The sequence below is a fragment of the Neobacillus endophyticus genome (genome assembly GCF_013248975.1).
Lineage (GTDB): Bacteria > Bacillota > Bacilli > Bacillales > Cytobacillaceae > Neobacillus > Neobacillus endophyticus.
In genome coordinates, this window is sequence record NZ_JABRWH010000001.1 from 1,391,133 (window position 1) to 1,408,841 (window position 17,709).

At 42.9% G+C, this 17,709-nt stretch carries 15 protein-coding genes and 1 pseudogene; 1 reads left to right on the plus strand and 15 read right to left on the minus strand.

Annotated elements, in window-relative coordinates:
* Positions 1–97 precede the first annotated feature (97 nt).
* The 14 genes and pseudogenes from HPT25_RS06750 to HPT25_RS06820 all read right to left on the minus strand — a co-directional run bounded on the left by HPT25_RS06750 (position 98) and on the right by HPT25_RS06820 (position 14,505).
* Complete coding sequence (locus HPT25_RS06750) at positions 98–652, minus strand: manganese efflux pump MntP (RefSeq protein WP_173061769.1); 555 nt, start codon at positions 650–652, stop codon at positions 98–100.
* A 188-nt stretch (positions 653–840) separates the two neighbouring features.
* Positions 841–1,884 (minus strand): L-threonylcarbamoyladenylate synthase, encoded by a 1,044-nt coding sequence (locus HPT25_RS06755; RefSeq protein ID WP_173061772.1) that lies wholly within the window; start codon positions 1,882–1,884, stop codon positions 841–843.
* Positions 1,885–2,069: 185 nt separating this feature from the next.
* Positions 2,070–2,516 (minus strand): GNAT family N-acetyltransferase, encoded by a 447-nt coding sequence (locus HPT25_RS06760; RefSeq protein WP_173061775.1) that lies wholly within the window; start codon positions 2,514–2,516, stop codon positions 2,070–2,072.
* A 710-nt stretch (positions 2,517–3,226) separates the two neighbouring features.
* Positions 3,227–3,734 (minus strand): annotated as a pseudogene (gene spoIIR / locus HPT25_RS29455) (stage II sporulation protein R); the annotation flags it as partial.
* Between the two features lie 284 nt (positions 3,735–4,018).
* Positions 4,019–4,939, minus strand: coding sequence for a peptide chain release factor N(5)-glutamine methyltransferase (gene prmC / locus HPT25_RS06775; RefSeq protein ID WP_173061778.1), 921 nt, complete (start codon positions 4,937–4,939; stop codon positions 4,019–4,021).
* The gene (gene prfA, locus HPT25_RS06780) at positions 4,932–6,005 is read right to left on the minus strand and encodes a peptide chain release factor 1 (RefSeq protein WP_173061781.1); all 1,074 of its coding nucleotides are present in this window, start codon (positions 6,003–6,005) and stop codon (positions 4,932–4,934) included. Before prfA ends, prmC begins: the two co-directional genes overlap by 8 nt.
* A gap of 474 nt (positions 6,006–6,479) precedes the next feature.
* Positions 6,480–7,103 carry a thymidine kinase gene (locus HPT25_RS06785; protein WP_173061784.1) on the minus strand — a complete coding sequence of 208 codons (624 nt, stop codon included), beginning with the start codon at positions 7,101–7,103 and terminating at the stop codon, positions 6,480–6,482.
* Between the two features lie 339 nt (positions 7,104–7,442).
* Positions 7,443–7,649 carry a 50S ribosomal protein L31 gene (gene rpmE, locus HPT25_RS06790; RefSeq protein WP_173061787.1) on the minus strand — a complete coding sequence of 69 codons (207 nt, stop codon included), beginning with the start codon at positions 7,647–7,649 and terminating at the stop codon, positions 7,443–7,445.
* A gap of 207 nt (positions 7,650–7,856) precedes the next feature.
* Positions 7,857–9,122 carry a transcription termination factor Rho gene (rho, locus tag HPT25_RS06795; RefSeq protein WP_173061790.1) on the minus strand — a complete coding sequence of 422 codons (1,266 nt, stop codon included), beginning with the start codon at positions 9,120–9,122 and terminating at the stop codon, positions 7,857–7,859.
* Positions 9,123–9,517: 395 nt separating this feature from the next.
* Positions 9,518–10,480, minus strand: a complete 963-nt coding sequence (glpX, locus tag HPT25_RS06800) for a class II fructose-bisphosphatase (RefSeq protein ID WP_173061793.1) — start codon at positions 10,478–10,480, stop codon at positions 9,518–9,520.
* Positions 10,481–10,658: 178 nt separating this feature from the next.
* On the minus strand, positions 10,659–11,945 hold the full coding sequence (gene murA / locus HPT25_RS06805; protein ID WP_173061796.1) for a UDP-N-acetylglucosamine 1-carboxyvinyltransferase: 1,287 nt from the start codon (positions 11,943–11,945) through the stop codon (positions 10,659–10,661).
* A gap of 264 nt (positions 11,946–12,209) precedes the next feature.
* Positions 12,210–12,860, minus strand: a complete 651-nt coding sequence (gene fsa / locus HPT25_RS06810) for a fructose-6-phosphate aldolase (protein WP_173061799.1) — start codon at positions 12,858–12,860, stop codon at positions 12,210–12,212.
* A gap of 141 nt (positions 12,861–13,001) precedes the next feature.
* Positions 13,002–13,859 carry a class II fructose-bisphosphate aldolase gene (locus HPT25_RS06815; RefSeq protein ID WP_173061802.1) on the minus strand — a complete coding sequence of 286 codons (858 nt, stop codon included), beginning with the start codon at positions 13,857–13,859 and terminating at the stop codon, positions 13,002–13,004.
* 274 nt (positions 13,860–14,133) lie between these two features.
* Positions 14,134–14,505 carry a response regulator gene (locus HPT25_RS06820; protein ID WP_173061805.1) on the minus strand — a complete coding sequence of 124 codons (372 nt, stop codon included), beginning with the start codon at positions 14,503–14,505 and terminating at the stop codon, positions 14,134–14,136.
* A 159-nt stretch (positions 14,506–14,664) separates the two neighbouring features.
* Here HPT25_RS06820 and HPT25_RS06825 point away from each other — a divergent pair, with 159 nt between their 5' ends.
* The gene (locus tag HPT25_RS06825) at positions 14,665–15,234 is read left to right on the plus strand and encodes a DUF2529 domain-containing protein (RefSeq protein ID WP_173061808.1); all 570 of its coding nucleotides are present in this window, start codon (positions 14,665–14,667) and stop codon (positions 15,232–15,234) included.
* Between the two features lie 683 nt (positions 15,235–15,917).
* On the opposite strand, the gene pyrG is transcribed toward HPT25_RS06825, so the two are convergent.
* Complete coding sequence (gene pyrG, locus HPT25_RS06830; protein ID WP_173061811.1) at positions 15,918–17,513, minus strand: CTP synthase; 1,596 nt, start codon at positions 17,511–17,513, stop codon at positions 15,918–15,920.
* Between the last annotated feature and the right edge of the window lie 196 nt (positions 17,514–17,709).

The following is a 17,709-nucleotide window of genomic DNA, read 5'->3' on the forward strand; positions in this document are numbered from 1 at the left end:
AAATCTATCTTTTTTAGATTGAAAGATTCATATTTTTTCCAATATTATTCTATCATAAAAAAAGGTAGATTCATAAGAATTTGTCACTTATGGGTCTTTATGGGATCACGATTAACTTCAAGCCAAAGGCAAGTAAAATTGCTCCGCCCAATACCTCGCCATATGTCCCGAGCCACCCCTGCACTTTTCTCCCCAGCAAGAGCCCCGCCCATGTTTGAATTGTGGCAATGATCCCAAAGCATAAAATAACGACCACTGTTTTAGCACCATATATTCCAAGTGTCAAACCGACAGAAAAGCTATCAAGGCTGACACTTAAGGCAAAAATTATGAGGCCAAAACCGGCAGGAGTCATGACTTTCTCCGATCCCTGCTTTAGACTTGACCAAATCATATTCAAACCTAATACAATTAACAACAGCCCTCCTAAAATAGAGGCTATCGCTCCAAATTTTTCTGAGAGAAATTTCCCTGCCAACATGCCGACTAGCGGCATCCACACATGGAAAAGGCCGATCGTGATACCAATGTTAAAGATTTTCCTAAGCCGCAGTTTATACATCCCCATGCCAAGCCCGACCGAGAAGGCATCCATTCCTAAAGCTGCTGCCATGATTGTGAGTGTTACAATTTCTCCAAACAGTTCTGACATCGTCTCTTTCCGCCTCCTTGGACTAACTATTTCAACATATGCACGTCCACACCCTTTTAGAAGTTTCATGGTGAATTCGTCTGCGGCTCACTATTTGGATGACTGGGGGCAGCGAATATGATTTTATCGACTTCCCCAAATAAAAAACCAGGCTCCCTTGACTTGGGAACCTGGTACCTTGAAATAATCTATTCCACTATGATTTTATTTCCAGCAGCTTTCAGAAGACGGTTCATAATTGCCTGCCCCACACCGCTTGATGGAAACACTTCACTAAAAATGACGTCAACATTCATTTGATTAAAACGCCTTAATGTATCATAAAGGGCGGTTGCCACTGACTCAAGCTCGGCTCGCTTTCCGCACACTAGAACCACATCCGCCTCATAATCCGCCTGATGCTCCTCCGTCGTCAGCACCCCGACCCGAAGTCCTTCGTCCCGCTTTTCCTTCACCAAACGTTGGAGAAATTCTCTGGTGCCTGACACTAAATACATATCGGCATTCGGTGCATAGTGACGATACTTCATTCCCGGTGCTTTCGGTTTTGCTGTTTCATCTGAAAGCGCCTGGTCGAGACGTACTTCGCCGATCACTTTCTCGAGCTGCTCTTTTGTTACACCGCCTGGCCTCAATATGATAGGAATCTCTTCTGTACAGTCCAGTACGGTGGATTCAACACCAACCCCGGTTGAGCCGCTGTCAACCACTCCTGCAATTTTCCCGTTTAGATCGTCAATAACATGCTCAGCCTTGGTCGGGCTTGGTTTCCCGGAGCTGTTTGCACTTGGCGCAGCAATCGGCAGGCCGCATGTTTTCAACAGTGCCAAAGCAACAGGATGGTCCGGCATCCGTACGCCAACAGTTGCAAGGCCTGCTGTCGCTTTTTCAGATAAAATTCCTTGCTTTAATTTAAAAATGATCGTCAGTGGACCCGGCCAGAACTTACCCATCAAAACTTGGGCCTTTTCCGGAATCTCTTCCACAAAGTCCTTCAGCTGTTCTGTTTCCGCAATGTGAATAATTAACGGGTTATCCCCAGGTCTTCCTTTGGCAGCAAAAATTTTCCCAACTGCTTCATCACTTTCAGCATTCCCACCCAGGCCGTAAACCGTCTCAGTTGGCAGGGCGACTACTTCATTTTCTCTCAAAAGTATCGCTGCATCCACAACCTGTGGATTACTTTCTAATTTATCCACATACTTATCCACTTTCAATACAATTGTGTTCATAGTTATCCACCTTTATGGTCCAGCCTAATTTCAGTCGAATTTTGCCGAATATGGGCGTTTGACACACATTTTTCACATAATACGTTTGCAAGTATAAAAGAAGGTGGGCATAAATACAAGTTTTTATCCACAAATTGTGTATAAATCCGTTAAAAAAGTGGATAACTAGGGGGATATATCCACAATTATAGAGAAAATTTTAAAAATAACGAGTTATCCACATTTAAAACGTGTCGAATGTGCTCAGATTGATAAAATTCCTTCGGCAGCTCTTCCCTTTCCACTTTTTCAAAGCCTAACATATTAAAAAATGGAAGTGTCACTATTTTATTTGTTGCCAAAAATAAACTTCTCATTCCCTTGCTTTTGGCCAGTTTCACCATTTGTTCAAACAGGACAATGATTTCCTTTTCTACTTGACCAGGTTTTACTACTAGTGAGCGCAAAAATCCATATTCCGCAATCGTCTCCATTCCGAGCGTCCCTTCCAAAACTCCACTCTCGTTCTCCAGCAATAAAAAGCTGCAGGCATCTTCATCTGAAATCCCACTTGTCCCCAGATTTGCCCTAATTAAAAATTCCTCCAAAATACTCAAATCCTCTTTCATCGCCTTGCGAATAATCCCTGGCATCTAAATCCTCCTCATTTTTCCTTTTCTACTCTATGAATATGAGTAACTAGAGAAAATAGACCAGTAAATCTAGTATTTCTTAAACTTTGGATGCAAAAAACCAGTCCGTCTGTTTGGACTGGTTTCATATGATTAGTCAAATAGCTTTTCCCAAAGCTCTACGACGAAAAATTTTACTTTTACCGGCTGCTCATCTTCTGCTGTGTAAACTGGAGCCCTTTGTTTTACAGATTTATGTGCTGGCGGATTCTCATCAGCAGCTAACGATTCTTTGTCGGCATTGGGGGACTTCTCATCTTCAGAAGTAGTGTTTATTCCTGAGTCCTTTGGATCTGCATCGTCCTCTTCATTTTGATTCTTAACTGCTTGATCCTGGGAACCTTGGTTCTCTAAAGAATTGGAACCATTTTGATTTTTAACTGCTCCACCATTTGAATCTTGATTATCTGCTGAATTGGAATCATTTTGATTTTTAACTGCTCTACCATTTGAATCTTGATTATCTGCTGAATTGGAATCATTTTGATTTTTAACTGCTCTACCATTTGAATCTTGATTATCTGCTGAATTGGAATCATTTTGGCCCTTTTGCTTGTTCTGATTTTGGTTTTTGTCAGCCATCTGATCGGCAGTAGACGGCACCTCTTTCTTTCCGTCTGATTCTGGTGATTTATTCTCTGCTGCTTCCACCTTGTCATTAAAGCCCCTGCTTACTGCCACTCCATTTGAAAAATCAAGGAAGCAAAGCGGTGGATAAAGGACGCACCACCAATTGGCACCTTCCCCTTTTCCCAATGTTATTAATACCGCCTGATATTCTCCAGCAGGATATAGGAACTGACCATATAATTTCGTCGGGAATTGTACCTTTCCGAACTGCACCTTCACCGTTTGATTTGACCCTTGTTCCTGCACTACTTTTTCTGCAATCGCCTTAATTTCAGGCAATTTCTCCTTGATTACCACTCTCGCTTTTTCCATGGAGGTCAAATCCTGCACCCATAGGGTAATCTGTGCATTGACTGCATCACGCACTTTTCGCTTAAGAGCCTGGTCAGCATCAAGATCACTATTAGCGAGAATCCGCAGACGGATGGCCTCCCCAGGAATAACAATCGACTCTTTTGCTGCTGCTTCCGTCTTTGGCATATATAAACTTAACATCGTACCAAACGATAATAAAATCAAATAAGCCCATACTACAACTTTTCCTCTCATCTCCAGCACCGTCCCTTCACTATCATCATTGTGGACAAAATGCCAGAATCTTAAACTATTAAAATTTAGTATTTTTTCGATGAGACTTCGTATAGTTGAGAACATCCGTATTATACTTTTCTACATAAACGAAACAAAAGCCTTCTAAATTTGCTACTTCATTTAACGAAAGGGCTTACTCTACGCCTTCGTTCTTGTGCGACGGCGTAACTAGAATCCGCCTATTTATTTTGATAGCACCTAAAATCCCACATGCTCTATAACCTAAAAAAAGCTCCGGAGCCCTACACTCCGAAGCCAATTTCCGCAAAAACCATCCGATCTTTCCCGTTTATATCATTCACTATTTCAACCTGTGCGTTCGCAAACGTATTTCGAAGAAGCGAAGCAACTGCTTCACCCTGACCTGCACCAATTTCAAAACAAACAAGGGCGGCCGGCGCCAGTACCAACGGCAGCTCCTTCATAAATCGGCGGTAAAAGTCCAAACCGTCTTCGCCCGCAAACAAAGCTCGGTGCGGCTCATGGTCCGTCACCACCTCCGACATCCACACTTGATCACCTAGAGGAATATAAGGAGGATTCGACATCACCACATCCAGCTTTTCTCCCCGCTTCATAAATGGTGCCAACAAATCTCCGAGAAGGAACTCAACATCCGCCCCAAGCTGCAACGAATTCTCCTTAGCCACCTCCAGAGAATCCAATGCAATATCGGTGCCTGACACCATTAACAATGGCGACGTAGTAGTATTGGTGTCAGGCACCATAGAAGGCATCAGCAGCTTCTCCAGTTCAAGTTTCATGGTGATGGCAATAGCGCCGCTGCCAGTGCCGATATCAACGAGCCGAAGGGACGATTTTCCGGCAAATAGTTTTGAGATCCTTTCGAGTGCGCCGTAGACGAGTTCTTCGGTTTCTGGTCTGGGGATGAGGACGGCAGGATTTACGGTAAAACGCCGGCCGTAAAATTCCTCCGAACCGATTAGATACTGAACAGGGACGCCGCGGACATGTTCTTTAACTGAAGCCTCAAACTTTTCCCACACCCCGGGATCCAGTTCCTCGCGAATATTAGCAAACAGCTGGGTGCGCGACATATTGCTGAAATGCCGCAGCAACAGCTCCCCGGCATTCTCATCGCGCTCATTAGAAATTAAAAAAGAAGAAGCCCATTTCAGAGCTTCGAACACTTTTTTACTCATTTGCAGCATTTTCCAATCTTTTCGCTTGGTCTTCAAGGACAAGTGCTTCGATGATTTCATCAAGCTTGCCTTCGATGATCTGATCAAGCTTTTGAATGGTTAAGCCAATGCGGTGGTCAGTCACCCGGTTTTGCGGATAATTGTAAGTGCGAATCCGCTCAGAACGGTCACCAGAACCAACCGCGGATTTGCGCTGCTGATCATATTCAGCCTGTGCTTCCTGCTGGAATTTGTCATAAATACGAGCGCGCAAAATTTTCATCGCTTTGTCCTTATTTTTATGCTGCGAGCGTTCATCCTGACTCGTTGCCACAATACCTGTCGGGATGTGTGTTAAACGAACAGCAGACATGGTGGTGTTAACACTCTGTCCACCGGCGCCGCTTGAAGCAAACGTATCGAAACGGATATCCTTATCGTTAATTTCAATATCAAATTCTTCAGCTTCCGGCAGGCAGGCAACTGTCGCCGTAGAAGTATGAATCCGGCCGCCAGATTCTGTTTCCGGTACACGTTGAACACGATGTGCACCGTTCTCAAATTTCAATTTGGAATATGCACCAGTTCCATTGATCATAAAAATGATTTCTTTGAAGCCGCCAAGCCCCGTTTCATTGGAATCAACCACTTCAGTTTTCCAACCCTGTGATTCTGCATAACGGCTATACATCCGGTATAACGTTCCCGCAAACAGAGCAGCCTCTTCGCCGCCCGCTGCACCACGGATTTCCATGATGACGTTCTTGTCGTCATTCGGGTCTTTTGGCACAAGAAGTATTTTTAACCGTTCTTCTAATTCCACGATTTGCGCTTCAAGATCATTGACCTCTTCCTTCACCATTTCGCGCATTTCCGCATCCAGCTTCTCATCCAGCATAGCTTTGGCATCCTGAAACTGTTCCTTCGCTTCTTTATATTGGCGGTAAGTTTGTACAGTTTCCTGGAGATCTGCTTGTTCTTTCGAATATTCTCTTAATTTTTTTGCATCATTAATAATTTCCGGATCGCTTAAAAGCTCATTTAATCTTTCATAACGATCCTCTACAGATTGCAGACGATCAAACACGTTTCTTCACCTCAAATTTTATACCTTGCATCTCTATACTCATACAGGCTTGCCTGTTTCATTCTAGTCCATAACATTCTAATTATAGTATAGGTCAAATCCCAGGTCAAAACCAAATTCATCAACAATTTTTACTATGAAGCAAGTTATTAAGAAAAACGCAAGCACCCCGGTCAGCAGCGTATGGCTGGAGCACTCCATCTGGGATAAAAGAAACACGAAGAGCGTCAATGCATTCGTGCTTGACTTATCGTAAGGCGGAGGGCGAAGGACACTTGCGCTAGACAATTTTCAAAGTTAAAATCTATATTTTTTTATTTATGAAAAAAACTTACCCTCATTTCAGAGCATGGCCGCTGCGGTCTTCTTACTTTACATAGCGGAAAAATTATCCACTAGCTTTCAAATAGCTTAAAATCAAAAAATGTCCTTCACTATGTTTGAAGGACATTTTTACGGTGTCAGGCACCTATATTAGCTATTGGATAAATTCCGAGAACACTCAGTTGTAATGGTGATGCTTTTTTCAGGTACTTCGTGATGGTGTCGGCAGCGCGGCTCGTAGCTTTCAGCAGCGCCGACCAAGATAACTGGATCATGGTAGCTTGCAGGATGACCGTTTATAAGGCGCTGGGTCCGACTTGCTGGTGAACCGCAAACAGAGCAGACTGCTTGTAGTTTTGTAACAGTTTCAGCAATGGCCATTAAAGCTGGCATTTGTCCAAATGGCTCACCGCGAAAATCTTGATCAAGACCCGCCGCAATCACACGATGGCCGCTGTCCGCCAACTGCTGAACCACCCTAACAATACCTTCATCAAAGAACTGCACTTCATCAATTGCAATGATGTCGATATCCGCTTCCACATGATGCAAGATCTCGATTGAATGAGAAATTGGCTTCGCACGAAAAGAAGAGCCATTATGGGAGACTACAGATTGCTCACTGTAGCGATTATCCAGTTTTGGTTTAAACACAGCTATTTTTTGTTTAGCGAATTGAGCTCGTCTGACGCGGCGAATCAATTCCTCCGACTTCCCAGAAAACATACTGCCGCAGATAATCTCAACCCAACCGCTTTGCTTCATTAAATACATAACGCGCGTCTCCTTCCTCTTACGAACCCTTAACATGTTTTTCTAAAAATGACCGCAGAAACACTCTCGGCCGTTAATTAAGTATTTATTATCGATCTATATTAAAAAAAACCTGCCAACTCTCTCTAAATGAGCGCCCCAGTTCGAAACAGGTTGAATGTACAAAGAGAATAGTCCAATAAAAAACAGGCAAGCCGTGTTTCTTCTTGCCTGTTCCTAGTGCAAAATTATTCGCATAAACGGACAGTTTCCCCTAAGGAGCTGCTGCCCGTAAAAGCCCGATATGTTCAACTAACCTTCAGTAAGGAAGGAAAACTTCCCACTGAGGGAAGCTTCACATTATTGTTGTTTAAGACCGTATTTTTTGTTGAAACGATCAACACGTCCGCCAGCTTCAGCGAATTTTTGACGTCCAGTATAGAACGGATGGCACTCAGAGCAAGTTTCAACGCGGATTGCTTGTTTAACCGAACCGCTTTCGAAAGTGTTGCCGCATGCGCAACTCACCGTTACTTTTTGATAATTTGGATGAATTCCTGCTTTCATTCTTTTCATCTCCTTCCGCCCTGAATCATTAAGAAACAGAGTTATCATCAAGTGCTTGTCTTTTACAAGCACTGTCATTACTAAAAACACACTGTACTTATTATACCAACGAGACCCCAGTTTTGCAAGTTGGGATTTTTTGGCCCAGCCTTATTTTTTATAAGGCTGGGAAACTTGGCTGTTGATTTCCGTTCTTACACAAACCCACTAACTGCGTCTTGATTTTAATTCTTCGCCAAGCTGTTCGAAAAATTCTTCATTGGACTTAGTTTGTCTTAATTTTTTCAAGAAGCGCTCGGCAAAGTCCGGAGAATCAGACATTGATTTGCGAATCGCCCATAATTTATCGAGATGGTCCTTCGGAATCAGAAGCTCTTCTTTACGTGTACCAGAACGGCGGATATCAAGCGCCGGGAATACTCGGCGTTCTGCTAGTGAACGATCAAGGTGAAGTTCCATGTTACCTGTACCTTTAAATTCTTCATAAATGACATCGTCCATGCGTGAACCGGTATCAACCAGGGCCGTCGCCAAAATCGTTAAGCTGCCGCCCTCTTCAATGTTTCGGGCAGCTCCGAAGAAACGCTTTGGACGGTGGAACGCCGCCGGGTCAATCCCCCCAGAAAGCGTCCGGCCGCTTGGCGGAATCACAAGGTTATAGGCACGGGCAAGGCGGGTGATACTATCCATTAAAATGACAACATCACGCTTGTGTTCTACTAAACGCATCGCACGGTCAAGCACAAGCTCGGCCACTTTAATATGATTTTCAGGTACTTCATCAAACGTCGAACTGACCACATCACCAGCGACAGAGCGCTCGATGTCCGTAACCTCTTCCGGACGTTCATCGATCAACAGAACAATCAATTCTACTTCAGGATGATTGGTTGTAATGCTGTTGGCAATTTCTTTTAACAACATGGTTTTACCAGCCTTTGGAGGAGCAACAATCAAACCGCGCTGCCCGAAGCCAACAGGGGCCACCAAATCCATAATCCGAGTGGACAAATATTTTTGTGTGGTTTCGAGCTTCATCATGCGATTTGGATAAAGCGGTGTTAAGGCTGGGAAATAGACCCGTTCTTTTGCCGATTCCGGATCTTCTCCGTTTACAGCTTCTACGTGCAGAAGGCCGAAATAGCGTTCATTTTCTTTTGGCGGACGCACTTTTCCAGAAACTTTGTCCCCGTTGCGAAGGTCAAAGCGGCGGATTTGCGATGCCGAGATGTAAATATCCTCAGAACTAGGCGAATAATTAATCGGACGAAGGAAACCGAAACCTTCCGACTGAATAATTTCCAGTACGCCTTCCATGAAAAAATAACCCTGCTGCTCTGCACGGGATTTTAAGATCGCAAAAATTAACTCTTTTTTCGTTAATTTGCTGTAATAAGTCACTTTATACTCGCGGGCAAGCTCATAAAGTTCCTTCAGTTTCATATTTTCTAAAATTGAAATTGTTAATTCCATTTGTACACCACTCTTTAAGAATTTTCCTTTTACATACCGCTAAAGTTTTCCAGCGGGGATTCAATAGATTAGAGGAATGGAAATAGAAGTTGATAGAAATGAATAGAATTGCAGAAAATAACTATATAAAACAATTTCTATTTTACCCTCTGAATAAAAAATTAATCAACTAGATTTAATCGATCAGTCGTTGGAATTTTTTTCTGGAAGGATTCCTCTTGAGGTTTCGGAGTTTTATTTATCATTTTGTTACATTTGTCTGTTGATCTTCTTTCCAAACATTATGGAGGCAAAATCACCAATGAACCTTAACAAAGCATGTAAGGAAGAATGGGTGGTTTCAGGCACCACCCGTTTCCTCCGAATTGTATCAGGCACCATCGTGGTGCAGACACCTATTTAATGACAAGGTTTGGTTTCTTTTTCAGGCTGTGACGTCCTTCGATGAAGCGCACGGTGCCGGATTTGGCACGCATGACAACTGAGTGTGTGGAAGCGTAGGAGCCTTTGAATTGGACACCGCGCAGCAATTCTCCGTCGGTTACACCTGTTGCGGTGAAAATAGCGTCGTCTCCCTTTACGAGGTCATCCATGCGAAGCACTTGGTTAACATCCAGCCCCATTTTTTGACAGCGCTCTATTTCTGCATCGTTTTGCGGCAGCAATCTCCCCATCAGTTCGCCGCCGAGACATTTTAAGGCAACAGCAGCAATAACGCCTTCAGGCGCGCCGCCTGTACCAAAAAGAATATCCACGCCAGTATTATCAAAAGCAGTATTAATGGCTGCAGCCACATCGCCGTCGTTAATCAGCTTGATTCTTGCCCCTGCCTCGCGCAGCTGGGCAATAATATGCTCGTGGCGCGGGCGATTCAAAACTGTTGCCACAACATCCTCGATATCTTTATTTTTCGCTTTTGCTACCGCTTTTAAGTTATCGAGTACAGAAGCATTAATATCCACAAGACCTACTGCTTCTGGTCCAACTGCGATTTTTTCCATGTACATGTCTGGAGCGTGAAGCAGGTTGCCATGGTCCGCAACGGCCAACACCGCGAGTGCATTCCAGCCCCCGGATGCCAAAATATTGGTGCCTTCAAGAGGATCAACAGCCACGTCGACGCGAGGTCCGTAGCCAGTTCCAAGCTTTTCGCCAATATACAGCATCGGCGCTTCGTCCATTTCCCCTTCCCCAATGACAACCGTTCCCTTCATTGGTACCGTATCAAACACATCTCGCATGGCAGATGTTGCCGCTCCATCCGCCTCGTCTTTTTTTCCCCGCCCCATCCAGCGTGCAGAAGCAAGTGCTGCTCCTTCCGTAACACGAACAAGCTCCATCGTTAAACTTCTTTCCATTTCATTCCATCCCCCATTGTTCTCGTTTGTCTATCTATAGAAAGTTTATATTTTAAAAATTCCCCGAGTCCTAATGTTGTAAAGATTCTTGTCTGAAAAGTTTTTCTTGTAGTGTGTAAAATTATTCCACTCACTAAAAATGGGATGAATACCTTGTCCTATTTTGGAGCAGCCCATTTTACGTATTTTTGAGTTGTTCCACTTCTTCTTTTGTTAACGATTCCCGCCAAACGGTTGCGCCCAAGCCATTTAATTTTTCCACAAGTTCACTATATCCACGGTCAATATGTTCTAGTCCCGTTACTTCAGTGATTCCTTCTGCCATCAATCCGGCAATAAACAATGCCGCACCTGCTCTCAGATCACTCGCCTTCACTTTTGCCCCCTGCAGCTGAACAGGACCGTTTATAATCGCCGAGCGTCCTTCTACCTTAATGTTGGCATTCATTCTTCTCAGCTCATCAATATGCTTAAATCGGGCACCATAAATGGTATCGGTTACAACACTTGAACCGTGTGCCCTTGTTAACAGCGTTGTAAAAGGCTGTTGTAGATCAGTTGGAAAGCCGGGATAGACAAGTGTTTTAATATCAACCGCTTTTAATTTTTCTGCGCCGCCGACAAAAATTTGATCGTCGCCAGAGTCTACATGTATGCCCATTTCCCTCAGTTTTGCCGTTAATGATTCCAAGTGCTGAGGAATGACATTATCGATTAATATTCCATCGCCGATGGCAGCGGCCAAAATCATATAAGTACCTGCTTCAATTCGGTCCGGTATAATCGTGTGGCGGCAGCCGTTAAGCTTTTCAACCCCGTCAATCCGGATAACATCCGTTCCGGCCCCTTTAATTTTCGCGCCCATGTTTGTCAGGAGGGTGGCCACATCAATAATTTCCGGCTCTTTTGCCGCATTTTCAATGATAGTGCGCCCCTTTGCTCTTACGGCAGCAAGCATGATATTAATCGTTGCGCCGACACTGACAACATCAAGATAAATTCGGGCACCGCGAAGTTCATCCGCACGAAGATATATCGCACCTTGTTCATTTGTAATTTGTGCTCCAAGTGCCTCGAAGCCTTTGATATGCTGGTCAATGGGTCTAGGACCTAAATGACAGCCTCCAGGAAGCCCAATCACTGCCTTTTTAAAGCGGCCAAGCATAGCGCCCATTAAATAATAAGAGGCACGAAGCCTTTTCACTTTTCCATTTGGCAATGGCATGGAAATCATGGTGGACGGGTCGACGGTCATTTCATCATCTGTGATTTGTACTTTGCCGCCAATTTCCTCAAGTAAATCTTTGAGGATTTCCACATCAGAAATATGCGGCAGTCCTTCAATCGTTACCGGTGATTCTGCTAAAATCGTTGCGGGAATAAGAGCGACGGCGCTGTTTTTTGCACCGCTGATACGCACAGTTCCTTTTAACGGATATCCGCCAGCAATTTTGAGTTTTTCCATTTTCGACTCCCTTCTAAGCCTTGCAAGTCATTAATAATGGTTTTCGTCTGAACTCTTTAAACTTCAAAAGGGTATATTCAGAGGGCAGCCGGCAAACGCCGATTGCCCCACTTAAAACCTTAACAAACGAGGCTGTTGGCTGTAATTTCCTCTATTGACAATCAAAAATCCGAAAGTATGCCTAACTTATAGTTTACACGAAAAATTTATTTTCATGTATGTAAAATAAAAAAATTACTCGAAAATGGAAAAACTTTCAAAACTTTAGGCTTCTGTTCGGGATTTCCAATCTTTAAGGAATGCATCGATTCCCTTATCTGTTAACGGATGCTTGGTCAAATTCATTAAAACATTATATGGGATTGTAGCAATGTGCGCGCCTCTTAACGCTGCTTCGGTTACATGCATAGGGTGGCGGATGGAGGCAGCGATGATTTCTGTTTCAATTCCATGAACCGCGAAGATTTCTGCAATGGTGGAGATTAAATCAAGGCCATTCTGACCGATATCATCAAGGCGGCCAAGGAATGGAGATACATAACTGGCACCTGATCTTGCAGCAAGAAGTGCCTGGTTGGCATTAAAAATTAACGTAACATTCGTTTTGATTCCTTCTTTTGACAACGCATGTACAGCTTTTAAGCCTTCTGGTGTCATCGGAATTTTCACTGTAATATTTGGAGCGATGGCAGCAAGTTCTTTTCCTTCACGGATCATTCCTTCTGCATCAAGAGCGATAACTTCCGCACTGACGGAGCCAGGAACAAGAGCTGTAATTTCTTTTAATCGTTCATGGAAGGATACGCCTTTTTCTTTCGCTACAAGTGAAGGATTGGTCGTAACTCCTGCTAGTAATCCAAGGTCATATGCTTCCCGAATTTCTTCCAAGTTTGCTGTATCGATAAAAAACTTCATGTCTTTTCCCTCCATTTTTTTCGACTATTGTCTTTCAACACATTGAAACCGCCCTTATAAGAGGGCGGTTTTATTTTATCACAATTGAAAAAAATCACAAAACTTGTCCGAGTTTTTCCATTCCTTTAAAAAGAACGATGCTTACGCTTTGCCTGAAGAACCGAATTCGCGCATTTTGCCGATAACAGTTTCTTTAATAACTTCGCGTGCAGGTCCTAAGTATTTGCGTGGATCGTATACTTCTTTATCCGCTGCTAACACTTCACGAACAGCTTTTGCAGATGCAATTTGATTTTCTGTATTTACGTTAATTTTTGCAGTACCAAGAGAAATTGATTTTTGGATATCTTTTGTCGGAATACCTGTACCACCATGAAGAACAAGTGGAAGGTTTGTAGCACTTCCGATTTCTTCCATTTCTTTAAACCCAAGGTTTGGTTCACCTTGGTATGGTCCATGAACGGAACCAAGAGCAGGTGCAAGGCAGTCAATACCTGTGCGTTTTACAAGCTCAACACACTCATTTAGGTCAGCGTAAATGATACCTTCTCCAACTACATCGTCTTCCTGTCCGCCAACTGTACCTAATTCAGCTTCAACAGAAACACCTTTTGAATGAGCGTATTCCACTACTTTCGCAGTTGTAGCGATGTTTTCTTCAAATGGATGGTGAGAAGCGTCGATCATAACAGAAGTAAAACCAGCATCTACAGCTTCTTTACATTTTTCAAAACTTGAACCATGGTCAAGATGAATCGCTACTGGAACAGTAATTTTTAAATCCTCCATCAAGCCTTCAACCATTTTTACAACGGTTTTAAAACCTGACATATAGCGGGCAGCTCCCTCGGAAACACCAAGGATAACCGGTGATTTTTCTGCTTCAGCAGCTTGAAGAATGGCTTGAGTAAACTCAAGGTTATTCAAGTTAAATTGACCAACTGCATAGCCTTCTGCTTTTGCTTTTTTCAACATTTCTGTCATTGAAACTAAAGGCATTTCTATTCCTCCTTAAATTGGACCAATTTCTTTTCTATTTAGGGTTTTTCATATAAATGGTTTCCCTCAAATTTACTGAATATGTACGCTAAAGAAAAGAAACAGGCAGGTTAAAGTTCATATGTATCATATCAAAACAATTCAAGAAATGCTATTAATCTAACAGAGTTTTGCAAACTGTCATAATGAAAGCGCCGCCAATATTTCCTGTTTTTCCATCCGTTAAAATATGGCAAAAAAAAAGCCGCAAAAAAAACCGGACCAGCAGCGAATGCTATTTAGCCCGCTGCGGTATGTGTTTTTTGACGGCTGCACGAATATCATCGATATCAAACGGTTTGGCAAAATGAGTAATGGCACCAAGATCCTTAGCTTCTTGAATCATGTCCAACTCCCCATAAGCAGTCATTATGATGACACGAATATCCGGATCAATTCGTTTCATTCGTTTTAAAATTTCAATTCCATCCATCCCAGGAATTTTCATGTCCAACAACACAAGATCAGGTGAATGTTTTTCTACAATATCAAGAGCTTGAACGCCATTGGCAGCTTGAAATGTTTGGTATCCTTCTTTTTGGAAAACCTCATTAAGTAAAATACGAATACCAAATTGATCGTCAACGATTAAAATTTTCTCTTTCATCTCTTCCACCTCTTCCTAACTTTTAATAGATTTGTATTATACCGTTATTTTTATACATCCTCTATTAATTTCTCCATCAATCGGAAATATCCTTCCTATATTTTGGTGAAATTTTTCTAAATATGTCTATAATAAAAGTGGCAAAAAAGGAGGATTTTTATGCTGAAAATGTTTACAACCCAATTAATGGGACTTTTTAAAAAAATATCAGAATCGGAAGAGTTTTCTTTTGAAGACGGGGCAAGACTCCTGGCCCAAGCTCCTTCTGGCGATGGCACGATCTATATTTGGGGCGCAAGAGAAATGAAGGCTGTTGAGTTCGAAGCAGTGGAAGGCGCAGAACCGCTGAAATCTGCAAAAGAGCTGACTGCTGAAAAAGAAACCTTGCTAACGAACACGGACCGAGTCCTAATTTTTTCGCGGAATGCCCACGATGAAGCTGCGGTCGCGCTTGCTGAACGGCTCCAGGAAAAATTCATCCCGTTCGTAGCTGTGTCTACTGTTTTAGATTCCGCAGCTGGCGGCGAATCCGAACTGGCCGATGTCTCAGCAGGCAGCTTGCCGGCCCTTGCAGATGTTCATATTGATTTGCAGTTAACGAAAGGCCTGCTTCCTGATGACGAAGGCAACCGCTATGGCTACCCTTCCGCCATGGCCGGATTATTTGTCTATTATGGATTGAAATTTACGATAGAGGAAATTTTGGCGGATTATGAGGATGAGGAGTAAACCCGCTCTCTCATGAACCGGATCAAGGCCGATTCTCACTTTATGGTTCATTAATTCTTTTTTCTAAACCGTATATGATTAGGGGATCGCGGGTCCATTCACAAATGAGAAGCAAATCCTGATTCCTTTTCCGAGAATTGTCTTTCATTTCTTTGATGAAAGACAATTCTCGGTTCTGTTCCTGAAAAATTATCCTTCATTTCTCCTATGAAGAATAAATCTCGGTTCCCCTTCTGAAGCATTGTCTTTCATTCCACTGATGAAGGACAAACCACGCTTCCCCTCCTGAAAAATTGTCCTTCATTTCACCTATGAAGAACAAATCTCGGTTCCCCTTCTGAAGCATTGTCTTTCATTCCACTGTTGAAGGACAAACCACGCTTCCCCTCCTGAAAAATTATCCTTCATTTCTCCTATGAAGAACAAATCTCGGTTCCCCTCCTGAAAAATTGTCCTTCATTTCACCTATGAAGAACAATTCTCGGTTCTCCTCCTGAAACATTGTCTTTAATTTCACTTCCAAAATGACATTTCCCATTTCCATCACTAAATAATCGTCTTTCATCTCACTGGTTTAGTGCCAATCTCGGTCGTTTCGTTCCCCCAAAACCAAATTTCACACTAAAATAACTTCAAACCAAAAACCAGCTCCCGCATGAACGAGAACTGGCTTCACTTAAATATTATTTTTGTAATGTTGCTTTAACGAAATCGCGGAATAATGCCTGTGGTCTTGTTGGTCTTGATACAAATTCTGGATGGAATTGTGATGCAACGAACCATGGATGATCTTTAATTTCGACGATTTCCACTAGACGGCCGTCAGGGCTTGTACCTGAGAATACAAAGCCTGCTTCTTCCATTTCCTGACGGTATTGATTGTTAAATTCGTAACGGTGGCGATGGCGCTCGTACACCACGTTTTCTTCATATGCTCCAAATGCTTTCGTACCAGAAACGAGACGGCATGGATAAAGACCAAGTCTTAGTGTTCCGCCTAAGTCTTCAACATCCTTTTGCTCTGGAAGCAAGTCGATAATTGGATAATTGGTGTCAGGAACAAATTCAGCAGAATGGGCATCTGTGTAGCCTAAGACGTTTCGGGCAAATTCGATCGTTGCCAGCTGCATGCCAAGGCAGATTCCAAGGAATGGTTTCTTTTGCTCGCGCGCATAGCGAGTTGCTTCAATTTTGCCATCGATACCACGGTCGCCGAAGCCGCCCGGCACTAACACTCCGTCCACATCACCTAGCAATTCTGCGACGTTTTCTGCTGTCACATGCTCAGAATTAATCCATTTTATTTCAACGTCCGTGTCAAACGCATACCCTGCATGCTTAAGAGCTTCTACAACCGAAATATAGGCATCTTGAAGCTCAACATATTTACCGACAAGGCCGATTCGTGTTTTATTTGAAAGATGAAGCACACGGTCAACCAGCGCTTTCCATTCGGTCATATCTGCTTCCGGTGTTGCCAATTTCAAATGATCACAAACAATTTGATCCATGTTTTGATCTTGAATCGCAAGCGGGATGGAATAAAGTGTGTCAGCGTCACGGCATTCGATCACAGCCTTGGAATCAATATCGCAGAATAAGGCAATTTTATCTTTCATATCCTGAGATACTGGCATTTCTGTCCGAACGACAATGATATTTGGCTGAATACCTAAGCTGCGCAGTTCTTTAACGCTATGCTGTGTCGGTTTTGTTTTCATTTCGCCTGCTGCTTTAATGTACGGAATCAGTGTACAGTGGATGTACATGACATTATCACTGCCGATATCGCTTTTAATCTGACGAATTGCCTCTAAAAATGGCAAGGATTCGATATCGCCAACAGTTCCTCCGATTTCTGTAATCACTACATCCGCGTTCGTTTCTTTGCCTGAACGGAAAAGGCGTTCTTTAATCTCATTTGTGATATGCGGAATAACCTGTACTGTCGCACCAAGGTAGTCCCCGCGGCGCTCTTTGCGGAGGACAGCCGAATAAACCTTCCCAGTCGTCACGTTGCTGTACTTATTTAAGTTAATGTCAATAAAACGCTCATAGTGCCCTAAATCCAAATCCGTTTCGGCACCGTCATCGGTAACAAATACTTCACCGTGCTGATAAGGGCTCATCGTTCCAGGGTCGACGTTAATATAAGGGTCAAATTTTTGAATCGTTACATTTAATCCTCGATTTTTCAATAATCTCCCTAATGATGCTGCTGTAATTCCCTTTCCGAGTGATGACACTACACCACCGGTTACAAAAATATACTTTGTCATTATGAATCCCCCTCTGATACAGTTTGTGCATAATTTTGATTGTTAAAGGGCTTTTTGAAAAAAATTAAAATTCAATCAAGATCCCTTTTGGTAAGAGAGCCTTTCTAAAAACCTTTTAAAAAAATAAAAAGCGCCCCTCTTACATGGTTGTAAGGGAGCGCATTATTATCACATACGGCTTCGTTCCTTTTTTAAG